This is a genomic window from Methylobacterium sp. J-078 (assembly GCF_022829285.1).
GTDB lineage: Bacteria > Pseudomonadota > Alphaproteobacteria > Rhizobiales > Beijerinckiaceae > Methylobacterium.
Genome location: NZ_JAKSYI010000075.1, coordinates 1 through 16612 on the forward strand (window position 1 = coordinate 1; position 16612 = coordinate 16612).

Here is a 16612-nt window from a genome sequence, read left to right on the forward strand (position 1 = left end):
GTAGGCCGTGAACGTCGCCCCGCCCGACTCCGCCAGAACCTTCGTGATCGCCGCCGTCAAAGACGTCTTGCCGTGATCAACGTGACCGATCGTGCCAATGTTGCAGTGCGGCTTCGTACGCGCGAATTTCTCTTTGGCCATCGTCTCTTTCCTGCGGCAAGCTCACACGAGCGGTCGCCCGGGCTGAAGCTCGACGAGGCGTCGAGCCGGGCGAAAGACGGGGGCCCGCTTAGAGGCTTGCCGTCCTTTGATCAAGGGCTTTGCTGGATCGCGCCTGCACCGGGCGCGCGGCGCGGTCTACTGAACGGCGCGGCGGACGGGCGATGCGGCGAGGAGTGCTGCCTTGTCGAGGCCGAGGGCTGTGGCGATCTCCTCGAGGGCCCGGGCTTCCACGTCGATGATGCCGTCGAGATCGGCCACATCCGCCGCAACCAGGAAGGCGGCCTCGCGCTCCTCGGCGCCGCGCCCCTCGATGGCGGCCACGAGGCGCAGGTTCTCGGCGCGGCCAGCCCGGGTCCGCGCCCGGGCGATCCCCTCGTACAGCTCGCTCTCCAGCATCAGGCGGTCGTAGCCCTTCTCCAGGATCGGATTGGCCTGCATGCCCGCAAGTGCCGTTTCGAATTCCTCTCCGGCGACCTCGCCGTCGGCCACGATCACGTTGGCCGCCGCCGAGACCATGGCCTGCATGAGCGCCTTGTCGCCCGCATAGGCCGTCACGGTTTGGCTGAAGCGGCTGACGATGTCCTGGAAGATGTTCATCGCGAAGTGGTCCCGTCGGTCCTGGAGGCGGAAGCGTGTTTCGAGGATCGAAGCCTCGACGCACAGCCAGGCTTTCCCGTTCCCGTTGCCGGTGACAAGCCGCCTCGGCCCGTGCGTTTCAGAACATCGTGACGAGGACGACGCCCGCCACCATCAGCACGCCCCCGCAAGCGCGCCACGCGCTGACGGGATGCTGTGCGAATCCGACCCATCCGAAGTGATCGAGGACGATCGATGTCACGACCCCTGCGGTTACGAGGAGCCCGAGAAATGGCGCCGCGCCGATCTGCTGGGCGGCGTAGAGCTGGGCGAGGATGAGCAGCGCCCCCATGATGCCGCCCATCCAGGCCCAGTTCGGCACGGCGCGGACGTCGCTCAAGGACGGCAGCGCGAAGCGGCCGAGGATCAAGCCGACCACCAGCAGGGTCATCGCACCCATGAGCGAAATCACGATGCCGGCCGCGAATGGCTGGCCGAGAGACTTCGACAACGTCGCGTTCACTCCCGACTGAACCGCGTTCGTGATGCCGGCCACGAGGGCGAGGCCGTAGAGAAGCCACATGACTGATCCTGGTCCAAGGCCGGACGAAGGGCGATGCATCGGAGCTGCCGCCGACGGGATATGCCCGAGACAGTCGGGAAGCAGGAGAGAGGAGGATCTCCCCCGGGTCGGCAGGTGCGTCGGTAAAGCCCTTTGCCGGGCTCTCTCAGTGGTTATGAACGCTTTCCAGACCGGGCTGGGTCCCCCGGGTATATGACCGGTTGCGGCAGGGACGGGATGATGGCGCCTTTCACGGAAGCGGAGATCGCGGGAGCGCGGGCTGGTTCCGGCCAAGCGACGGCGACCGACCTGCGGTTCCGCCTGCGCGAGGCGACGGACGCGGCCCATCGCCGCCTCGATGCCGGGTTCGCGACCCGGGACCTCACCCGGCGCGTGGATTACGTAGCGTTTCTCCAGACCATGGCAGCGGCCTTCGCGCCTCTCGAGGATTGGCTCGACGGGGTCGATCCCGTCTTCCTGCCGCCCGACTGGGCGGTGCGTCGCCGAGCGGAAGCCCTGCGTGCCGACTTGATCGGCCTCGGCGTCGCCGTGGTCCGGACGTCGACCGAAGCCCTTCGGCACTCCGAAGCCGAGGCGCCCGGTATTCTCTATGTCCTGGAGGGGTCCCGCCTGGGCGGACAGGTGCTGCTGCGGCAGGTTCTCGCCAGTCCCGATCCGCTGGTCCACGCGAATGCGCGCTTCCTGCGGCACGGCGAGGGACAGCGCCTCTGGGCGAGTTTCGCCGCCTGGTTGTCCGCCCGCCCGGCGCAGGATCACGACGCGGCCGCCCGCGGTGCCCTGCGCGCCTTCGCGCTGTTCGAGGCGGCCCAGGTCGCCGGTTAGGCCGCGACGCCGCCTGCTGCCAGTGCCCGGCGCAGGGTATCGGCGGTGTAGGGCTTCTTCACCATCGTCACCGCACCGAGCTCGGGCGGTATGCGGAAGCTTTCGCCGTAGCCGGTGGCGAAGGCGAAAGGAACGCCGAGGGCCGATAGGCGTCGGGCCACGGCCAAGCTGGTCTCCGAGCCGAGGTTCACGTCGAGGAGCGCGAAGCTCGGGGTGGCCGCCTCGATCAGCCGCATGGCGTCGTGCACCGAGGCGGCCATGTCCACCGCCTTGGCGCCCAGGGCAGCGAGAATGTCCTCGGCCTCGAGGGCGATGATCATGTTGTCCTCGACCAGCAGGACTGCCCCCGAGAGGGGCGTGGCATCGAGGCTCGGCACGCTCTCGCGCTCGCGTGGCGCCAGCGCGGGCCCTGTCGGGGCGGCCCGGACGTAGCGCGCCGGCACCACGAAGCGGCCGCGCACCCCGGTGAGTTCGTAACTGATGTCGGCCTCGCCCTTGAGCTCGTAGGGGATCGAGCGCTCGATCAGGGTGGTGCCGAAGCCGCGCCGGGTCGGTGGCGTCACGGCAGGGCCGCCGCTCTCGCGCCAGTCGATGACGAGGCGATCGGACGGGTCACGCCGCCACACCACGTCGACCCGCCCGGCCGGTTCCGAGAGCGCGCCGTACTTGACCGAGTTCGTCATCAGCTCATGGATGACGAGTGCGAGGGTGGAGAACGCCTGCGGCTCGAGCCGCACGCCGATGCCCTCCAGCACCACCCGGTCGGCGCGCTCGCCGAGATAGGCCTCCGCCTCGAGGGCGATGAGGTCGCGCAAGGATCCCGGGCCCCAGTTCGTGGTGGTGATCTGGTCGTGGGCGCGGGCCAGGGCCTGGATACGCTCGCCGACCACGCCCGAGAATTTCTCCACGTTCTCCGCGCCCGACCGGCTCTGGGCGACGATGCCGCGGATGAGATTGAGGATGTTGCGCACGCGGTGATTCAACTCCGCGATGAGCAATTCCTGACGCTCCTGGGAAGATTTCCGCTCCTTCTCGGCGGAATCGGTCAGCCGCAGGATGACTTCGAGAAGCGTGATCCGCAGGGCTTCGGCGATGCGCAGGTCCGCCGCGCTCCAGGGTGCGGACTGGCCGTGAACCACCTCGGTCCAGGCCTCGAAGCTCTTGCGCGGCGTGAGGCGAAAGCCGTTCGGCCCGAGGGTGGCGGGCTTTTCGGGGTTGCCGGCCCAGGTGACCGTGCGGGCGATCTCGCGCCGGAAGAACACCAGGAAGTCTCGGGGCGCGCGCGAGATCGGGACCGCCAGCAGCCCGGCCGCCCGCTCGGTGTAGTCGGCCGCGGGCGGGTGGACGTCTCCGATGGCGTGGGTGGCGAAGGCCCGGCTCGTCGCCGTGCGGTTGAGGAAGCGCACCAGTCCGGTGAATTCCTCGGCCGTCGGGGTCGCGCCCCGGAGGGTCACCTCGCCGTTCACCCAGACGCCGATCCCGTCGCAGGTGACGATGCCGGCGATGTCGTCGAGGAAGCCCGTGATGTTCTCCAGGCTGGTGCCGCCCGAGGCGAGTGCACCCATCAGGCGATCGTGCAGGGTGCGCGAACTCGCCTCGTAGGCGGCCTCCGCCTCGCGCTCCCGGCTCTCCAGGATCAGCGAGAACATCTGCCCGAAGAGCTCGGCGCCGGTGCGGCGCTCGAGGGAGATGTGGCGCGGCTCGGCGTGGTGGCAGGCGAACAGGCCCCAGAGCTTGCCGCCCCGCAGGATCGAGACCGACAGGGAGGCGGCGACGCCCATGTTGCGCAGGTATTCGAGGTGGATCGGCGAGACCGTGCGCAGGGTGCTCATCGAGAGATCGAGGGGCTGGCCCTCCGGATCGCGCTGCGGAATGACTGCAACATGCGGCGCGTTCACGTCCGCGATGATGCGCAGCCAGTTGCGCTCGTAGAGAACGCGCGCCTGTTTCGGGATGTCTGAAGCCGGGTAGTGAAGGCCGAGATACGGATCCAGGCTGGAGCGGGCGGATTCGGCGATGACGACGCCCGAGCCGTCCGGATCGAAACGGTAGATCATCACCCGGTCGAAACCGGTGAGCGCCCGCATCTGGCGCACGGCCTCGCGGCAGAACAGGTCGAAGCCGAGGGTCTGCTGGATCCGGCCCACCATGCTGCGCACGAGATTGCCGGCGTTCAGGTGCTCGGAGACGCTGGGCTCGGCCTCGATGACGATGCTGCCGCCCGAGACGTGCAGGGCGATGTCGAAGGGGGGACCCCCCGGCCGCAGGGGCGTACCGAAGATCCGGTCGATGGCGTCGGGACCGCGCAGGGCCTGGAGGTGCCCGCGGATCAGATGGATGGTCTCGGCGTCCAGGAGGTCGGACAGGGGCAGGCCGAGGATGTCGGTCGCCGCGTGGCCGAGCCAGAGCGGCGCGTTCTCGGAGGCCCGCACCACGATCCAGTCCGACGAGACCGCGACGAGGAAGCCGAAGGGCTGGACCGCACCGAGGATGTGGATCGGCTCGCGGTCGCAGGAGGACAGGTCGACGGTCTCGGGCCGGGCTGGATGATCCGTCATCACGTCAGTCGATCACCGAGTCCGTCGCCGGTTCGCAAGAGAGCCATCGCGGACAACGACGGAACGTCCCGAAAGTCTCCCTGATCGGTCCGGGCGAATCGGCTTTCGGCCGCGCCTGTGGCGGGATTGCATCGTGGCTTCACGGCCGGATGCCCCTGCCCTGCGCGATCCCGGCGGCGGCGATGGCGCCGACGAGGTAGGCGGCGAGCAGCAGGGCCGCGCATTCGATCCAGGTGGCGGCCCGTCCCGGGACGAGACCCGCGGCGGTGAGGGCACCGCAGAGGCCGGCGCCCAGGACGAGGGCGAGCGCCCCCCAGCGGGCTGGTCCCGTCCGGGGAAGGCCCGCGAGCCAGCCGATGCCGGCACCGAGCAGGAGGCTGGCGGCCAGGGCCGGCCAGAGCATGGTCGCCAGGGGGGTCACGGGTCTCGCCTCGGTTCTCGGATGGGGTTCGGATGCGGGGTGCCGGTCTCCCGGCGGGAGGCTGGCGTCAGGGGCGCGCGACGGGCGCGAGGCCGATGCCCTGGTCGGCGGGGCGCGCGGTGCCGGGCGGCGCCACGGCGACCTGTTCGGGACGCAGGCCCGCCTGGAGCAGGTACTCGGCGATGGCGAGCGCCCGCTGCTGCGGCAGGTCCGGCTCCGGTTCGGGTTTGGCGGCTTCCGGTTTTGCGGGCTCGGCCTTCTTCGCGGCGGCTTTCACCGGCGGCTTGGACGTCGGTTTGGCGTCCGCAGGCCGGGGCCCCGGAGGCTTGCCCGCCTCCAGGGATGCGGTGCTCTCGACCGCCGCGTCGACGGCCGGTCTCGGCGCGGGTGCGGCCCCGGCGGGGTCGGCATGGCCCGCGACCGTCAGGCGCAGGGACGGACAGGTCCGGGCGAGGCCGGCCAGGGCGTCGAGGCTTGGGTAGAAGGCGGGCTTCAGGGTCGCGCTGCCGGGCGCGAAGACCGGGCCCGGTCCCTTCAGGCCGGCATCCAGGGCCTGGGCGCAGGAATCCGGCGTGCGGGCCGGGGTCTCCCCGGGGGCGGTCACGGCGATCTCGGCGTGCCAGCCCTCCGGTAGCGCGGCCGGAAGGTCCTCCCGGATGCGCCGGGCGGTCTGGGGGTAGAGGCTCTCGCCGCTCAAGGTCACGGAGCGGTCGGCGATCCTGACCTCGCCGCGCGCCAGCAGGGCGAGGGGGGCGGCGACGGCCGCCAGGGCGCGGGCGAGGGTGTCCGGCGCGCCCTGGCCGAGGCGCGTGCGGTCCACGAGCCGCTCGCGGAAGAGGCGCGGCCGCAGGGCCCCCAGCAGGGCCTCGCGCGTGGCGACGTCCGGCAGGTGCCCGGTCAGGGTCACGGCGTCCGCCTCGCGCCGGAGCCCGACCCGGTAGGGGGAGAGCGGCCGGGTGCCAAGGGTGATCCCGCCGCGCTTCAGGCCCGCCGGAATCGCGTCCCCCATGAGGGCCTCGATCTCGGGAACGGCCTGGGCGTCGAGGGCGATACCGCTCAGGGAGACGGCGGAATCCGCCACGGTGACGCTGCCCTCCTGCATCAGGCCGGCGAGTTGCAGGGTGAACCGCGCCATCGCGGCCGGGTCGATCTCGGACGGCAAGCCACGCGCGGTGCGGGTTTGGTCCTCGACCCGGCCCGTCTCGGAGATCTGGGCCGCCTGCTCCCGGATCGCGCTCCGCGCGGCCTCCGAGACCACGTAGCCCGAGAGATCCAGGCCGCCGCCGGGCGGGCGGGTCACGACGAAGCGGAAGTCCGCCACCGCGGCGGGGGCGATCTCGACCTTGCCGAGGGTGTAGCCGACGGGCGCCGCCGCGAGGGCTGCGCGCAGGGCCTCCTCGTCGGCGACCGAGGCCGCCTCGCCGGCGACGGAGAGACGCAGATCCTCCAGCATCACTCGGCCGCCGGGCGCCAGCGCGCGCAGGCGGGCCAGGGCGTAGGTCGCGGCGGCGGAAAAGTCCGGCGGCGCCCCGAGGGCGGCGCGGGTGCGGTCGCGCAGGGCCGTGCCCGGCTCCAGGGCCGGCGTCAGCCGCTCGGCGAGGGCGCCGGCGCCGATCTCCGCCGGACGGGATCCCGTGAGGTCGACGCCGTCCCGGGTGCGCGTCGCCACCCAGACGAAGGGCGCGGCCAGCTCGACCACGCCGACCGGGCCGACGAGGCGCCGCACGCCGTCGAGGCGTGCCAGGCGGTCATGGGCGGCGTCGCGGGTCGCGGCATCCGGGGCCTCGCCGGTGACGACGAGGTCGCGGCCCTCGGCCGTGACGCGCAGCCAGGGCTCGGCCCCGGGCTCCGCCACCGCCCGCGCGACGGCGTCGGCCTCGCGGGCCAGTCGCGTCTCCAGTCGGGGTGTCACCCAGAAGGCGGAGGCGGCAAAGATCAACGCGAGGCCGGGCAGGCCGGCGGCCCAGCCGATGCGGCGGCAGCGGTCTCGGAAGTCGAAGGCGGCGGGCACGTCGGGATCCGGTAGCGGCAGGGCGATCCTGCGCGGCTCGCGCTCACCCCCGCTGCACCACACACCCGCTTCACGGCATCTTGAAGGCCGAGACCGGCATCCGCTCCGGCTCGACTCGCCTGGCTCGGGGGCGGAGCCACGCGGCTCGCGGGCTGCGATGCGCCTCGGAGCGGTGACGGGCGCGTGGTTTGCCTTTCCGGCTATGGGACCCGCATATCCGCATCGTCAAAGGTCGAACGCGTTCCTCTCCCCATCGGATCTCGGGCCTGCCCGAGATCCGTCAAGCTTGCGGGGAGAGGTCAGGAGTGGGGGGCCGCCAGCCTCCGCAGCCTGAGGCTCACCCAACCACCCCCACCTCCAACTCTTCCCCGCAAGGGGGAGGAGGGCTCCGTCGAGCTTGCACGCGCGAAACGACCGGATCACGCGTCGCGCAGCATCTCGAGTTCCAGCCAGCGGTTTTCGGACTTCGAGAGTTCGGTCTCGGCGAGGGCGAGGAGGTCGGAGGCCTTGGCGAAGCGGGCCGGGTCGCGGGCATAGAGGCCCGGATCGGCCAGGACCGCGCGCAGCTTGGCGACGTCGGATTCGAGCTTCTTCATCCGGTCCGGCAGGGTCTTGAGCTCGTGCTGGTCCTTGAAGCCGAGCTTCGGCTTGCCGGCCGGGGACGCAGTCTCGGGCGCCTTCGCGCGGTCCCGGGCATCGGCGCGCGCCTCCGCCTTCTCGGCCCGCCCGGCCGCCGCCCGGGCCTGCACGCCCTCCCCGCGCTGGGCGATCATGTCGGTGTAGCCGCCGGCATACTCGACCCAGCGCCCCTCCCCCTCGCTGACCAGCACGCTGCCGACCACCCGGTCGAGGAAGTCGCGGTCGTGGCTCACGAGGATCAGGGTGCCGGAATAATCCGCCAGCATCTCCTGGAGGAGGTCGAGGGTCTCGAGGTCGAGGTCGTTGGTGGGCTCGTCGAGGACGAGGAGGTTGGCGGGCTGGGCGAGCGCCCGCGCGATGAGCAGGCGGTTGCGCTCGCCGCCCGAGAGCACGCTCACCGGGGTGCGGGCCTGCTCGGGGGCGAACAGGAAGTCCTTGAGGTAGCCGATGACGTGACGGCTGACGCCGCCGACCATCACCGAATCGCCGCTGCCCCCCGTGAGAACCTCCGTGACCGTCATGCTGGGCTCCAGCACGGCGCGGGCCTGGTCGAGGAGCATCATCTTCAGGTTGGTGCCGAGCGCCACCGTGCCCGAATCCGGGGCCGCCTGCCCGGTCAGCAGGTTGATCAGCGTGGTCTTGCCGGCGCCGTTGGCGCCCACGATGCCGAGGCGGTCGCCGCGCATCACCCGCAGCGAGAGGTCGTCGACGATCCGGCGCGGGCCGTAGGCCTTGGCCGCGTGCTTGGCCTCGATCACCAGGGCGCCCGAGCTCTCGGCCTCCGTCGAGGTCATGGTCGCGGTGCCGACGGGGCGGCGGTCGTCGCGGCGCTCCTTGCGCAGGGCGTGCAGGTTGCCGAGCCGCCGCACGTTGCGCTTGCGCCGGGCGGTGACGCCGTAGCGCAGCCAGTGCTCCTCGTCGGCGATCTTGCGCTCCAGCTTGTGCCGGTCGCGCTCCTCCTCCTCGAAGAAGGCGTCGCGCCAAGCCTCGAAGGTGGAGAAACCCTGCTCGATCCTGCGGGTGACGCCCCGATCGAGCCAGATCGTGGTCTTCGACAGGGCCGAGAGGAAGCGCCGGTCGTGGCTGATCAGCACGAGGGCGCCGCGCACGCTCTTCAGCTCGGATTCGAGCCACTCGATCGCCGGCAGGTCGAGGTGGTTGGTGGGCTCGTCGAGGAGCAGGATGTCGGGCTCGGGCGCCAGGGCCTGGGCGAGCGCCACCCGGCGCCCCTCGCCCCCCGACAGGCTCTTCGGGTTCTCCGCGCCGGTGAGCCCGAGGCTCTCCAAGAGGTAGCGGGCGCGGTAGGCGTCGTCGTCGTAGTTGAGGCCGGATTCGACGAAGTCCAGCGTCGTCTCGAAGCCCGAGAAGTCGGGCTCCTGCGCCAGGTATCGAATCGTGGTGCCGGGCTGGACGAAGCGCACGCCCTTGTCGGGCTCCACGAGCCCGGCGGCGATCTTCATCAGGGTGGATTTGCCCGAGCCATTGCGGCCCACGAGGCAGGTGCGCTCGCCGGGGGAGATCGCGAGTTCGGCGCGCTCGATCAGCGGGGTGCCGCCGAAGGTGAGCGCGACGTCTTGAAGGGTGAGAAGCGGAGGAGCGGCCATGGGGCCGGCTTATGGCAGCGACCGCGCCTCCGAACAAACCCGCATTCGGGCTTCCCTCACATCGTGGGGTTGGCGGGTCCCGTGGGCATCGGATCGGGAGCGATGGCCGGACCGATATCGGGATCGTTGACCGGGATCTCGGTGGGCGTCACGTCGGGCGCCTCGGTCGGGGTCTTGCCAGGCACGTCCGTCCCGGGGGTGTCGGGACCGGGAGCCGGCGTCTGCGGCGCCTCGTAGGGGGTCTCGGGCACCGGAGCTTCCGGGATCGGGCCGGGGTTCGACATCGCTTGCGCCTCTCGGTTCCCCGGGACCCGAATGCCCCAGGATCGGACCGGTGCAACACCCCGCACCGGAGGCCGGTTCCGGGGCGCCGCCATCACGCGGGGCGGCCGGGGCCTACTTCTTGGTCAGCAGGAGGTTGCCCTGCTGGCCGACCTTCTTCTGGATCTGCTGGGCGAACAGGGCGAGCAGCAGGGGCAGGCGGACCTCGACGCGCACGATCTCGGCGCCGACATCCACCTGCCCGTCCACCTTCTGACCCATGGCGGCCATGGCGAAGTCGAGCCGGTCGTTCGTCCAGGCCATCTTCTCGACGGCGATGCCCGCCTTGGCGAACAGCCCGTCGGTCTGGGCGATCCCATCCGCGATGCGCCGGCGGGCTTCCGCCAGCCCGAGCTCGTGCGGGATTTCGACGATCAGGGGCTTGGCCATGGGATTCCGAACTCTCGATTCCGCCGGTGAGAATGGGGTCGACCGGTCGTTCGCACAACGCCGGCCGACCGGATTGGCTCACGCGAAATTTCGGCGGTTCGCTCCGGCGTGACGATGGCCGACCGGGTCGGCCCGTCTCAGTCGACGACGCGCAGGGACACGTAGGTCGTGCCGCCCATGCCGAGCGCGCGGGCGGAGCCCTTGGCGAGATCGATGATCCGGCCGCGCACGAACGGGCCGCGATCGTTGATGCGCACCACCACGGAGCGGCCGTTGCGCTTGTTCTCGACCCGGACCCGGGTGCCGAACGGCAGGCTGCGATGGGCGGCGGTCATCCCGTTCGGATTGAAGTGCTCGCCGTTCGCCGTGCGGTGGCCGCTCGCGTACCAGGAGGCGGCGCCGGACTGGGCGCTGGCCGGTGAATGGGCGGCGAGGGTGACGACGGTTCCAATGAGGGCAACAGCTCCACGAACAGGCTTGATGGTCATCCGCATTCCCTTTGTTGTTTCGGATGGCCGGCAAAATGAAGCGGATCGGGGCCAAAATGAGACCGGACAAATGTGGCGCGAATTGCCTTTTTTGAGGCTATAGGGATTTTTTAATCGGTAGTTGTGTGTGGAGATATTGTTCAGGATCTGTCTATGAATCCAGCGGTTCGCACCGTTGCTGAGATCCCGGAATCTCCACGTGATCAGGCCTTGATCGTGGCCGTGACGCAACGTCGGGGTGCAGGATGGCCCCCTCAGGGATGCGGTCAGCGAAACCCTGCCCTGCGCGCGGCTGGCGGGGGCCGGAAAAGCAAGTTTCTTCTCCGTTCGCCGCCCCGAGCCCGGCCGGAGACTATCCTGGGGGGCGGATGAAGCGCGGCGCGTTGCCGGAGCCGATCTTCCGATGATTCGGATAAGTCTCGCGCCGATCTTTCCAACAGTGAGGCTATAGCCTTTCAGGGCCCGGTCTGTTCCACCCGGCAAAAATTGCAGCCCCAAATCGAGACGCTTTGTTCGCATCCCGGCAACCCCGCCTTTACGTTAACGGAGCCAAGGTCTGCCGGTCAGTCGCGTAACCGGTGTTTGCCATGGCTTCCCTGCGTACCGCGGTTGCCGACACCGTCGCCCGGAAAAGTGTCTCGCGTGCCGGGCGGCCCGTGTCGGTGCCGCGGATGGGTCTCGTACCCCCCGCGTCCCGTCTTCCCCTCGACGAGATCCTCGTCGGCGACTGCATCGCGGCCATGAACGCCTTGCCGGCGTCCAGCGTCGACTGCGTGTTCGCGGATCCGCCCTACAATCTCCAGCTCGGCGAGGGCTCGCTCCTGCGTCCCGACCAGAGCCGGGTCGATGCGGTGGACGACGCCTGGGACCAGTTCTCCAGCTTTGCCGCCTACGACACCTTCACCCGCGACTGGCTCGCCGCCGCGCGCCGGGTGATGAAGCCGAACGCCACCCTGTGGGTGATCGGCTCCTACCACAACATCTTCCGGGTCGGCGCCACCCTGCAGGATCTCGGCTACTGGATCCTCAACGACATCGTCTGGCGGAAAGCCAACCCGATGCCGAACTTCCGGGGCAAGCGCTTCACCAACGCCCACGAGACCCTGATCTGGGCCTCGCGCTCGGCGGAGTCGAAGGCATACACCTTCCACTACGAGGCGCTGAAGGGCGGCAACGACGACGTCCAGATGCGCTCGGACTGGTTCATCCCCCTCTGCACCGGCGACGAGCGCCTGAAGGGGGCCGACGGCCAGAAGGTCCATCCCACCCAGAAGCCGGAGGCGCTGCTCGCCCGCACGCTTCTGGCCGCCACCAACCCCGGCGACGTGGTGCTCGACCCGTTCTTCGGCACCGGCACCACCGGCGCCGTCGCCAAGCGCCTGGGGCGCCGTTTCATCGGCATCGAGCGCGAGACCGTCTACGCGCAAGCCGCACGCGCCCGGATCGACGCCGTCGAGCCTCTGTCTCAGGCCGCATTGCTGGTGGCGCCGAGCAAGCGCGCGGAGCCCCGCGTCGCCTTCCTCAGCGTGATCGAGGCCGGGCATATCCGCGCGGGCGAGACCCTCACGGACGCGCGGGGCCGCCACAGCGCCATCGTGCGCCCCGACGGCACCCTGATGGCCGGACCGGCCACGGGCTCGATCCACAAGATCGGCGCCCTGGTGCAAGGCTTCCCCGCCTGCAACGGCTGGGATTTCTGGCACGTGACCCGCAACGGCAAGCCGGTGCTCATCGACGTCTTCCGCGCCAAGATGCGGGCCGCCATGGGCTCAGCCGCCTGAGTCGGGCGCCCTCCCCGGCGGCAGGTCAGCGCGGGCGGGTTTTCGGCCTGCCCCGCTTGCGCGCGGCGGGGGGCGCCGCCACCGGTTCGTCGAACGTCCCCTCCTCCTCCGGCCGCGGCGCCGGGATCACGCGCGGCGCCGGCTTCGGCACGGGGTGGAAGCGCGGCGGCGCGGCCGGCGCCTCCGGCTCCGGTTCGGCGAAGAGCGGCGTGTCCGCGACCGCCCGCATCGCCTTCGGCCGCCCGCGCTTGGCCGGCGGTTCGGGCTTCGGGTCGAAGGCGTGGGCCAGGACCTTCTTCATCACGCCCGGCAGGGGCTCCGCGCCGAGGTCGCGGCGCGGTGTGAAGCGCAGGCCCGCCGGCGCTGCCGTGCTCAGCGCGACCTTGGCCACGAACACCGTCAGTTCCAGGGGGAAGTGGGTGAAGCCGTGGCGCACCAGCCCCGGCATCCGCTTCCAGCGCGCGTCGAGGGGCGCGTCGAGGAGGGCTTGGGCTGGGTCGTAATCGGGCTCCCAGGCGCTCGTCGGCGGCTCGGCCATGGCGCCGAGCAACCCCTCCGGCGGGCGGGTGCGCAGGAGGATCGCCTCGTCGCCGCTGCGGATCGCCACGAAGGCCGCGCCCCGGCGCAGGGTACCCTTCACCGCCTTGACCTTGCGGGGATACGTCTCCTGCAGGCCGAGAGCCCGGGCGCGACAGGGCGCCATCCAGGGGCAGAGGGCGCAGGCCGGGCGCTTGGGCGTGCAGATGGTGGCGCCCAGATCCATTACCGCCTGCGCGAAGTCCCCGGGCCGGTCCGCTGGCACCAGCCCCTGCGTCACCGCCCGAATCTCCGGGCGCGCGCCCGGCAGCGCCGTCTCGATGGCGAAGAGCCGCGTCATCACCCGCTCGACGTTGCCGTCCACCGCCGACTCCGGCCGGTCGAACGCGATCGCCGCGACGGCGCCCGCCGTGTAGGCGCCGATGCCCGGAAGTTTGCGCAGGGCGGCGGCCGTATCGGGAAACCCGCCGGCCGCCGTCACCGCCCTGGCGCAGGCATGCAGGTTGCGGGCCCGCGAATAGTAGCCGAGCCCCGCCCAGGCCGACATCACCGCCTCCTCCGGCGCCGCCGCCAGGGCCTCGACGGTGGGGAAGCGCGCCAGGAACTTGGCGAAGTAGGGTTTGACCGCCGCGATTGTGGTCTGCTGGAGCATCACCTCCGAGAGCCAGACGCGGTACGGGTCGGGCGTCTCTCCCGGCAGAGCCCGCCAGGGCAGGACGCGCCGGTGCCGGTCGTACCAGGTCAGGAGATCGGCGGCCGCGGGGCCGGGGGCTGTGGTCTGGGACACGGGCACCGGTGCGCGCTGGGGAGCCCGTCCATAGCCCTCCGGACCCCGCCGTCAAAGACCCGACCCGGGTGCGGCGCCCCCGTTTCGGCGAGCTCGGGTTTCGGCGCCCCGGAACGGCGTGCTAACCATTCCGGCGCGATACCGGTGCTCCGGACGCGTTCCCGTTCGGCCCTCACGGACACAAGCTGCGCATGGCCCGTGCCAAACCCCTCGCCGAATTTCTGGAGGAGTGCATCGGTCCGGCCTTCGCCGCGCAGGGCTTCGCCTCCACCGACATCCTGGGCGCCTGGCCCGAGATCGTCGGCGAGCGCCTGTCGCGGTACTGCCAGCCCTCGAAGCTCGAATGGCCGCGCCGGCGCCGGCGCGATGAGGAGGGGCGCTCGGAGCCCGGCACCCTCGTGGTCCGGGTGGAGGGCGTGTTCGCCCTCGAACTCCAGCACCTCGCCCCGGTTGTGATCCAGCGCATCAACGCCCATTACGGCTGGGCCTGCGTCGGTCGGATCGTGCTGCGCCAGGGCCGGGTCGATCGGATCGGACGCCGGCCCCCGCCCCCGGTGATCGATCCCGTCCGCCGCGGCGAAGTGGCGCTCGCGGTGGGTACGATCGAGCACGACGCCCTGCGCGACGCCCTCGATCGCCTCGGCACGGCCATCGTGGCGACCACGCACAAGCGCTAGTCGGTCCTCGTCCGCCTTGTCAGGACGGCTGCAGGATTCTACCGCATCGCTTACGAAGACATTTGGTCCGCGAGCGGAGCCCGTCCCGAACATGTTCACCCGACGCGACGCCCTGAAAGCCACCGGCCTTGCGGTCGGCGCGGCGATCCTCTTGCCCCGGTTCACCCTGCCGGCCGCGGCCGAGGACGCGAACCTCTCCACCCTGATGGAGCCCGGCCCCCTGGGGGACGTCTGGCTCGGCCCGAAGGACGCCAAGGTCACGATCATCGAGTACGCCTCGATGACCTGCTCGCACTGCGCGGCCTTCCACAAATTCACCTGGCCGGCCTTGAAGGAGCGCTACATCGACACCGGCAAGGTGCGCTTCACCCTGCGCGAGTTCCCCCTCGACCCCCTGGCCACGGCGGCTTTCATGCTGGCGCGCTGCGACGGGGACGCGAAGTACTACCCCATCACCGACCTGCTCTTCGACCAGCAGGCCGCCTGGGCCTACGTGCAGAAGCCGCAATCGCCGGTGGAGGCCATGGAGCAGATGCTCCGCCAGGCCGGGTTCTCGAAGGAGAAGTTCGAGGCCTGCCTAAAGGACCAGAAGCTCTACAACGCCGTCAACGCGGTGAAGCAGAAGGGCATGGACACCTTCAAGGTCGATTCGACGCCGACGTTCTTCATCAACGGCGAGCGCTTCAAGGGCGAGATGACCATCGAGGGCATGGAGAAGGTGATCAAGCCGATCCTGGGCGCCTGAACCCATCCGCGCCGCGCGGGAGCGGCCGCGTCCGGGGCCATCCCGGCGCGGGCTTCGCCGAGGCGCCGGGGGCGGATCGCGGAAACCTCGATTTTCTCAAGGCTGTCAATATCTTACATCGTACCGGCGGCGCCTTGACACCCAAGGTGGGCGAAACTATGGTGCGCCCCGCTTGAAGGGGCGTTCCGGCCGGTTCCCTCCGCTCTCGCCAATGTGAGTTCTCGCCGTGAGCGGCAACGAAACAGGGGACGAAGGCGGGGACGGGCGGAAGAAAGCACTGGACGCGGACCTCTCCGAGAGGCTCAAACGTCTCGAGACGCAGATCGAGCGGAAGCGGCTCAGCGCCGCTCCCGGTCCTTCCACGCGTCCCGGTCCTACGGCCGGGCCTTCTCCTCTCGGCCAGGCGATGCGGCTCTCGACCGAGTTCATCGCGGGCGTCCTGGCCGGGGGTATTCTCGGTTGGATGTTCGATCGGTATCTGGGGACGAAACCCTGGGGTCTGATCGTTCTGCTGATGCTGGGCTTCGCGACCGGCGTCTACAACGTCATGCGCGTCTCGGGAGCACTCTCGAAGGCGCCGGGCAAGGAGCGGGACCCGTAGGGCTCGCGGCCGGGAAGGCCCCTGCGGCCGGACCCGGGTTTCATGAATGCCGCGCGAGCGGCACCGGTGGTGGCGGGCCGCGAGGCCCGCCGAGATTCAGAAGGGCGGGAGCGGCAATGGCCGTAAAGATGGATCCGATCCACCAGTTCGAGCTCAAGCCGCTGGTCTCCTTCGGTCATATCGGCAACCAGGAGATCGCGTTCACCCAGTCCGCGCTCTACATGTTCGCCGCCGTCGGGATCATCGCGTTGATCACCGTGGTGGCCACCGCCCGCCGCTCGGTGGTGCCGGGCCGCATGCAGTCGATGGCCGAGGTGTTCTACGAGTTCATCGGCTCGACCCTGCGCCAGTCCGCCGGCCACGGCTCCGAGCGGTTCATGCCGCTGATCTTCTCGCTGTTCATGTTCGTGCTCGTGCTGAACATGCTCGGCATGATCCCCTACGCCTTCGCGGTGACCAGCCACATCATCGTCACCTTCGCGCTCGCCTTCCTCGTGATCGGCACCGTGATCGTGTACGGCTTCATGGCCCACGGCACGAAGTTCCTGAAGGTGTTCGTGCCCTCCGGCGTGCCGGGCTGGCTCCTGCCGATGATCGTCGCCATCGAGATCGTGTCGTTCATCTCGCGTCCGATCAGCCTCGCGGTCCGTCTCTTCGCCAACGTGCTCGCCGGCCACATCGCCCTCAAGATCTTCGCGGGCTTCGTGCCGGCGCTGCTCGCCGCCGGGGCCTGGGGCGCCATCTCGCCGCTGCCGCTGGCCCTCAGCGTCGCCGTCACGGCCCTCGAGTTCCTCGTCGCCGGTCTGCAGGCCTACGTCTTCGCGACGCTCGCCTCGATCTACCTCAGCGACGCCCTGCATCCCGGCCACTAGGCCGGGTCATCCCGGCGCGAGCCGGCCCGGCGAGAGC

At 70.5% G+C, this 16612-nt stretch carries 17 protein-coding genes; 6 read left to right on the top strand and 11 right to left on the bottom strand.

Annotated elements, in window-relative coordinates; genetic code table 11:
- The 3 genes from MKK58_RS12410 to MKK58_RS12420 form a co-directional block, all read right to left on the bottom strand.
- Positions 1–141 (bottom strand): GTP-binding protein (locus MKK58_RS12410; protein WP_243912336.1); only part of this gene is annotated, 141 nt, incomplete at its 3' end.
- A 156-nt stretch (positions 142–297) separates the two neighbouring features.
- Positions 298–759 carry a tellurite resistance TerB family protein gene (locus tag MKK58_RS12415; RefSeq protein WP_243912353.1) on the bottom strand — a complete coding sequence of 154 codons (462 nt, stop codon included), beginning with the start codon at positions 757–759 and terminating at the stop codon, positions 298–300.
- 118 nt (positions 760–877) lie between these two features.
- Positions 878–1321 (bottom strand): DMT family transporter, encoded by a 444-nt coding sequence (locus tag MKK58_RS12420; RefSeq protein ID WP_243912354.1) that lies wholly within the window; start codon positions 1319–1321, stop codon positions 878–880.
- A 219-nt stretch (positions 1322–1540) separates the two neighbouring features.
- Between MKK58_RS12420 and MKK58_RS12425 the strand changes: the two genes are divergently transcribed.
- On the top strand, positions 1541–2143 hold the full coding sequence (locus MKK58_RS12425; protein WP_243912355.1) for a biliverdin-producing heme oxygenase: 603 nt from the start codon (positions 1541–1543) through the stop codon (positions 2141–2143).
- On the opposite strand, the gene MKK58_RS12430 is transcribed toward MKK58_RS12425, so the two are convergent.
- From MKK58_RS12430 to MKK58_RS12460, 7 genes are all read right to left on the bottom strand, one after another.
- Positions 2140–4701, bottom strand: a complete 2562-nt coding sequence (locus MKK58_RS12430; protein ID WP_243912356.1) for an HWE histidine kinase domain-containing protein — start codon at positions 4699–4701, stop codon at positions 2140–2142. The genes MKK58_RS12425 and MKK58_RS12430 overlap by 4 nt on opposite strands.
- Positions 4702–4840: 139 nt before the next feature.
- Complete coding sequence (locus MKK58_RS12435) at positions 4841–5122, bottom strand: hypothetical protein (RefSeq protein ID WP_243912357.1); 282 nt, start codon at positions 5120–5122, stop codon at positions 4841–4843.
- Between the two features lie 67 nt (positions 5123–5189).
- Positions 5190–7133 carry a hypothetical protein gene (locus tag MKK58_RS12440; protein ID WP_243912358.1) on the bottom strand — a complete coding sequence of 648 codons (1944 nt, stop codon included), beginning with the start codon at positions 7131–7133 and terminating at the stop codon, positions 5190–5192.
- Between the two features lie 419 nt (positions 7134–7552).
- Entirely contained in the window at positions 7553–9376 is a 1824-nt protein-coding gene (locus tag MKK58_RS12445; protein ID WP_243912359.1) for an ABC-F family ATP-binding cassette domain-containing protein, read from the bottom strand.
- A gap of 56 nt (positions 9377–9432) precedes the next feature.
- Positions 9433–9660, bottom strand: a complete 228-nt coding sequence (locus MKK58_RS12450; RefSeq protein WP_243912360.1) for a hypothetical protein — start codon at positions 9658–9660, stop codon at positions 9433–9435.
- 112 nt (positions 9661–9772) lie between these two features.
- Positions 9773–10087, bottom strand: a complete 315-nt coding sequence (locus MKK58_RS12455; protein WP_243912361.1) for a polyhydroxyalkanoic acid system family protein — start codon at positions 10085–10087, stop codon at positions 9773–9775.
- Between the two features lie 137 nt (positions 10088–10224).
- Complete coding sequence (locus MKK58_RS12460; protein ID WP_409565238.1) at positions 10225–10575, bottom strand: septal ring lytic transglycosylase RlpA family protein; 351 nt, start codon at positions 10573–10575, stop codon at positions 10225–10227.
- 587 nt (positions 10576–11162) lie between these two features.
- On the opposite strand from MKK58_RS12460, the gene MKK58_RS12465 reads away from it, so the two are divergent.
- Entirely contained in the window at positions 11163–12356 is a 1194-nt protein-coding gene (locus tag MKK58_RS12465; RefSeq protein ID WP_409565239.1) for a site-specific DNA-methyltransferase, read from the top strand.
- A gap of 25 nt (positions 12357–12381) precedes the next feature.
- Here MKK58_RS12465 and mutY read toward each other — a convergent pair whose 3' ends face one another.
- Positions 12382–13680, bottom strand: a complete 1299-nt coding sequence (gene mutY, locus MKK58_RS12470; RefSeq protein WP_243912364.1) for an A/G-specific adenine glycosylase — start codon at positions 13678–13680, stop codon at positions 12382–12384.
- 191 nt (positions 13681–13871) lie between these two features.
- Between mutY and MKK58_RS12475 the strand changes: the two genes are divergently transcribed.
- The 4 genes from MKK58_RS12475 (at position 13872) to MKK58_RS12490 (ending at position 16575) form a co-directional block, all read left to right on the top strand.
- Positions 13872–14357: a DUF721 domain-containing protein gene (locus tag MKK58_RS12475; protein ID WP_243912365.1), complete on the top strand. Its 486-nt coding sequence runs from the start codon at positions 13872–13874 to the stop codon at positions 14355–14357.
- 91 nt (positions 14358–14448) lie between these two features.
- Entirely contained in the window at positions 14449–15102 is a 654-nt protein-coding gene (locus MKK58_RS12480; protein WP_243912366.1) for a thioredoxin domain-containing protein, read from the top strand.
- 226 nt (positions 15103–15328) lie between these two features.
- Positions 15329–15703, top strand: coding sequence for an AtpZ/AtpI family protein (locus tag MKK58_RS12485; RefSeq protein WP_243912367.1), 375 nt, complete (start codon positions 15329–15331; stop codon positions 15701–15703).
- A gap of 116 nt (positions 15704–15819) precedes the next feature.
- Positions 15820–16575 (top strand): F0F1 ATP synthase subunit A, encoded by a 756-nt coding sequence (locus MKK58_RS12490; protein ID WP_243912368.1) that lies wholly within the window; start codon positions 15820–15822, stop codon positions 16573–16575.
- The last annotated feature ends 37 nt before the right edge of the window (positions 16576–16612 follow it).

Coding starts and splice junctions, on each gene's coding strand:
- MKK58_RS12460 (WP_409565238.1), bottom strand. CDS start 10,575: ATGACCATCAAGCCTGTTCGTGGAGCTGTTGCCCTCATTGGAACCGTC.
- MKK58_RS12475 (WP_243912365.1), top strand. CDS start 13,872: ATGGCCCGTGCCAAACCCCTCGCCGAATTTCTGGAGGAGTGCATCGGT.
- MKK58_RS12425 (WP_243912355.1), top strand. CDS start 1,541: ATGGCGCCTTTCACGGAAGCGGAGATCGCGGGAGCGCGGGCTGGTTCC.
- MKK58_RS12490 (WP_243912368.1), top strand. CDS start 15,820: ATGGCCGTAAAGATGGATCCGATCCACCAGTTCGAGCTCAAGCCGCTG.
- MKK58_RS12455 (WP_243912361.1), bottom strand. CDS start 10,087: ATGGCCAAGCCCCTGATCGTCGAAATCCCGCACGAGCTCGGGCTGGCG.
- MKK58_RS12445 (WP_243912359.1), bottom strand. CDS start 9,376: ATGGCCGCTCCTCCGCTTCTCACCCTTCAAGACGTCGCGCTCACCTTC.
- MKK58_RS12415 (WP_243912353.1), bottom strand. CDS start 759: ATGAACATCTTCCAGGACATCGTCAGCCGCTTCAGCCAAACCGTGACG.
- MKK58_RS12465 (WP_409565239.1), top strand. CDS start 11,163: ATGGCTTCCCTGCGTACCGCGGTTGCCGACACCGTCGCCCGGAAAAGT.
- MKK58_RS12430 (WP_243912356.1), bottom strand. CDS start 4,701: ATGACGGATCATCCAGCCCGGCCCGAGACCGTCGACCTGTCCTCCTGC.
- MKK58_RS12420 (WP_243912354.1), bottom strand. CDS start 1,321: ATGTGGCTTCTCTACGGCCTCGCCCTCGTGGCCGGCATCACGAACGCG.
- MKK58_RS12480 (WP_243912366.1), top strand. CDS start 14,449: ATGTTCACCCGACGCGACGCCCTGAAAGCCACCGGCCTTGCGGTCGGC.
- MKK58_RS12450 (WP_243912360.1), bottom strand. CDS start 9,660: ATGTCGAACCCCGGCCCGATCCCGGAAGCTCCGGTGCCCGAGACCCCC.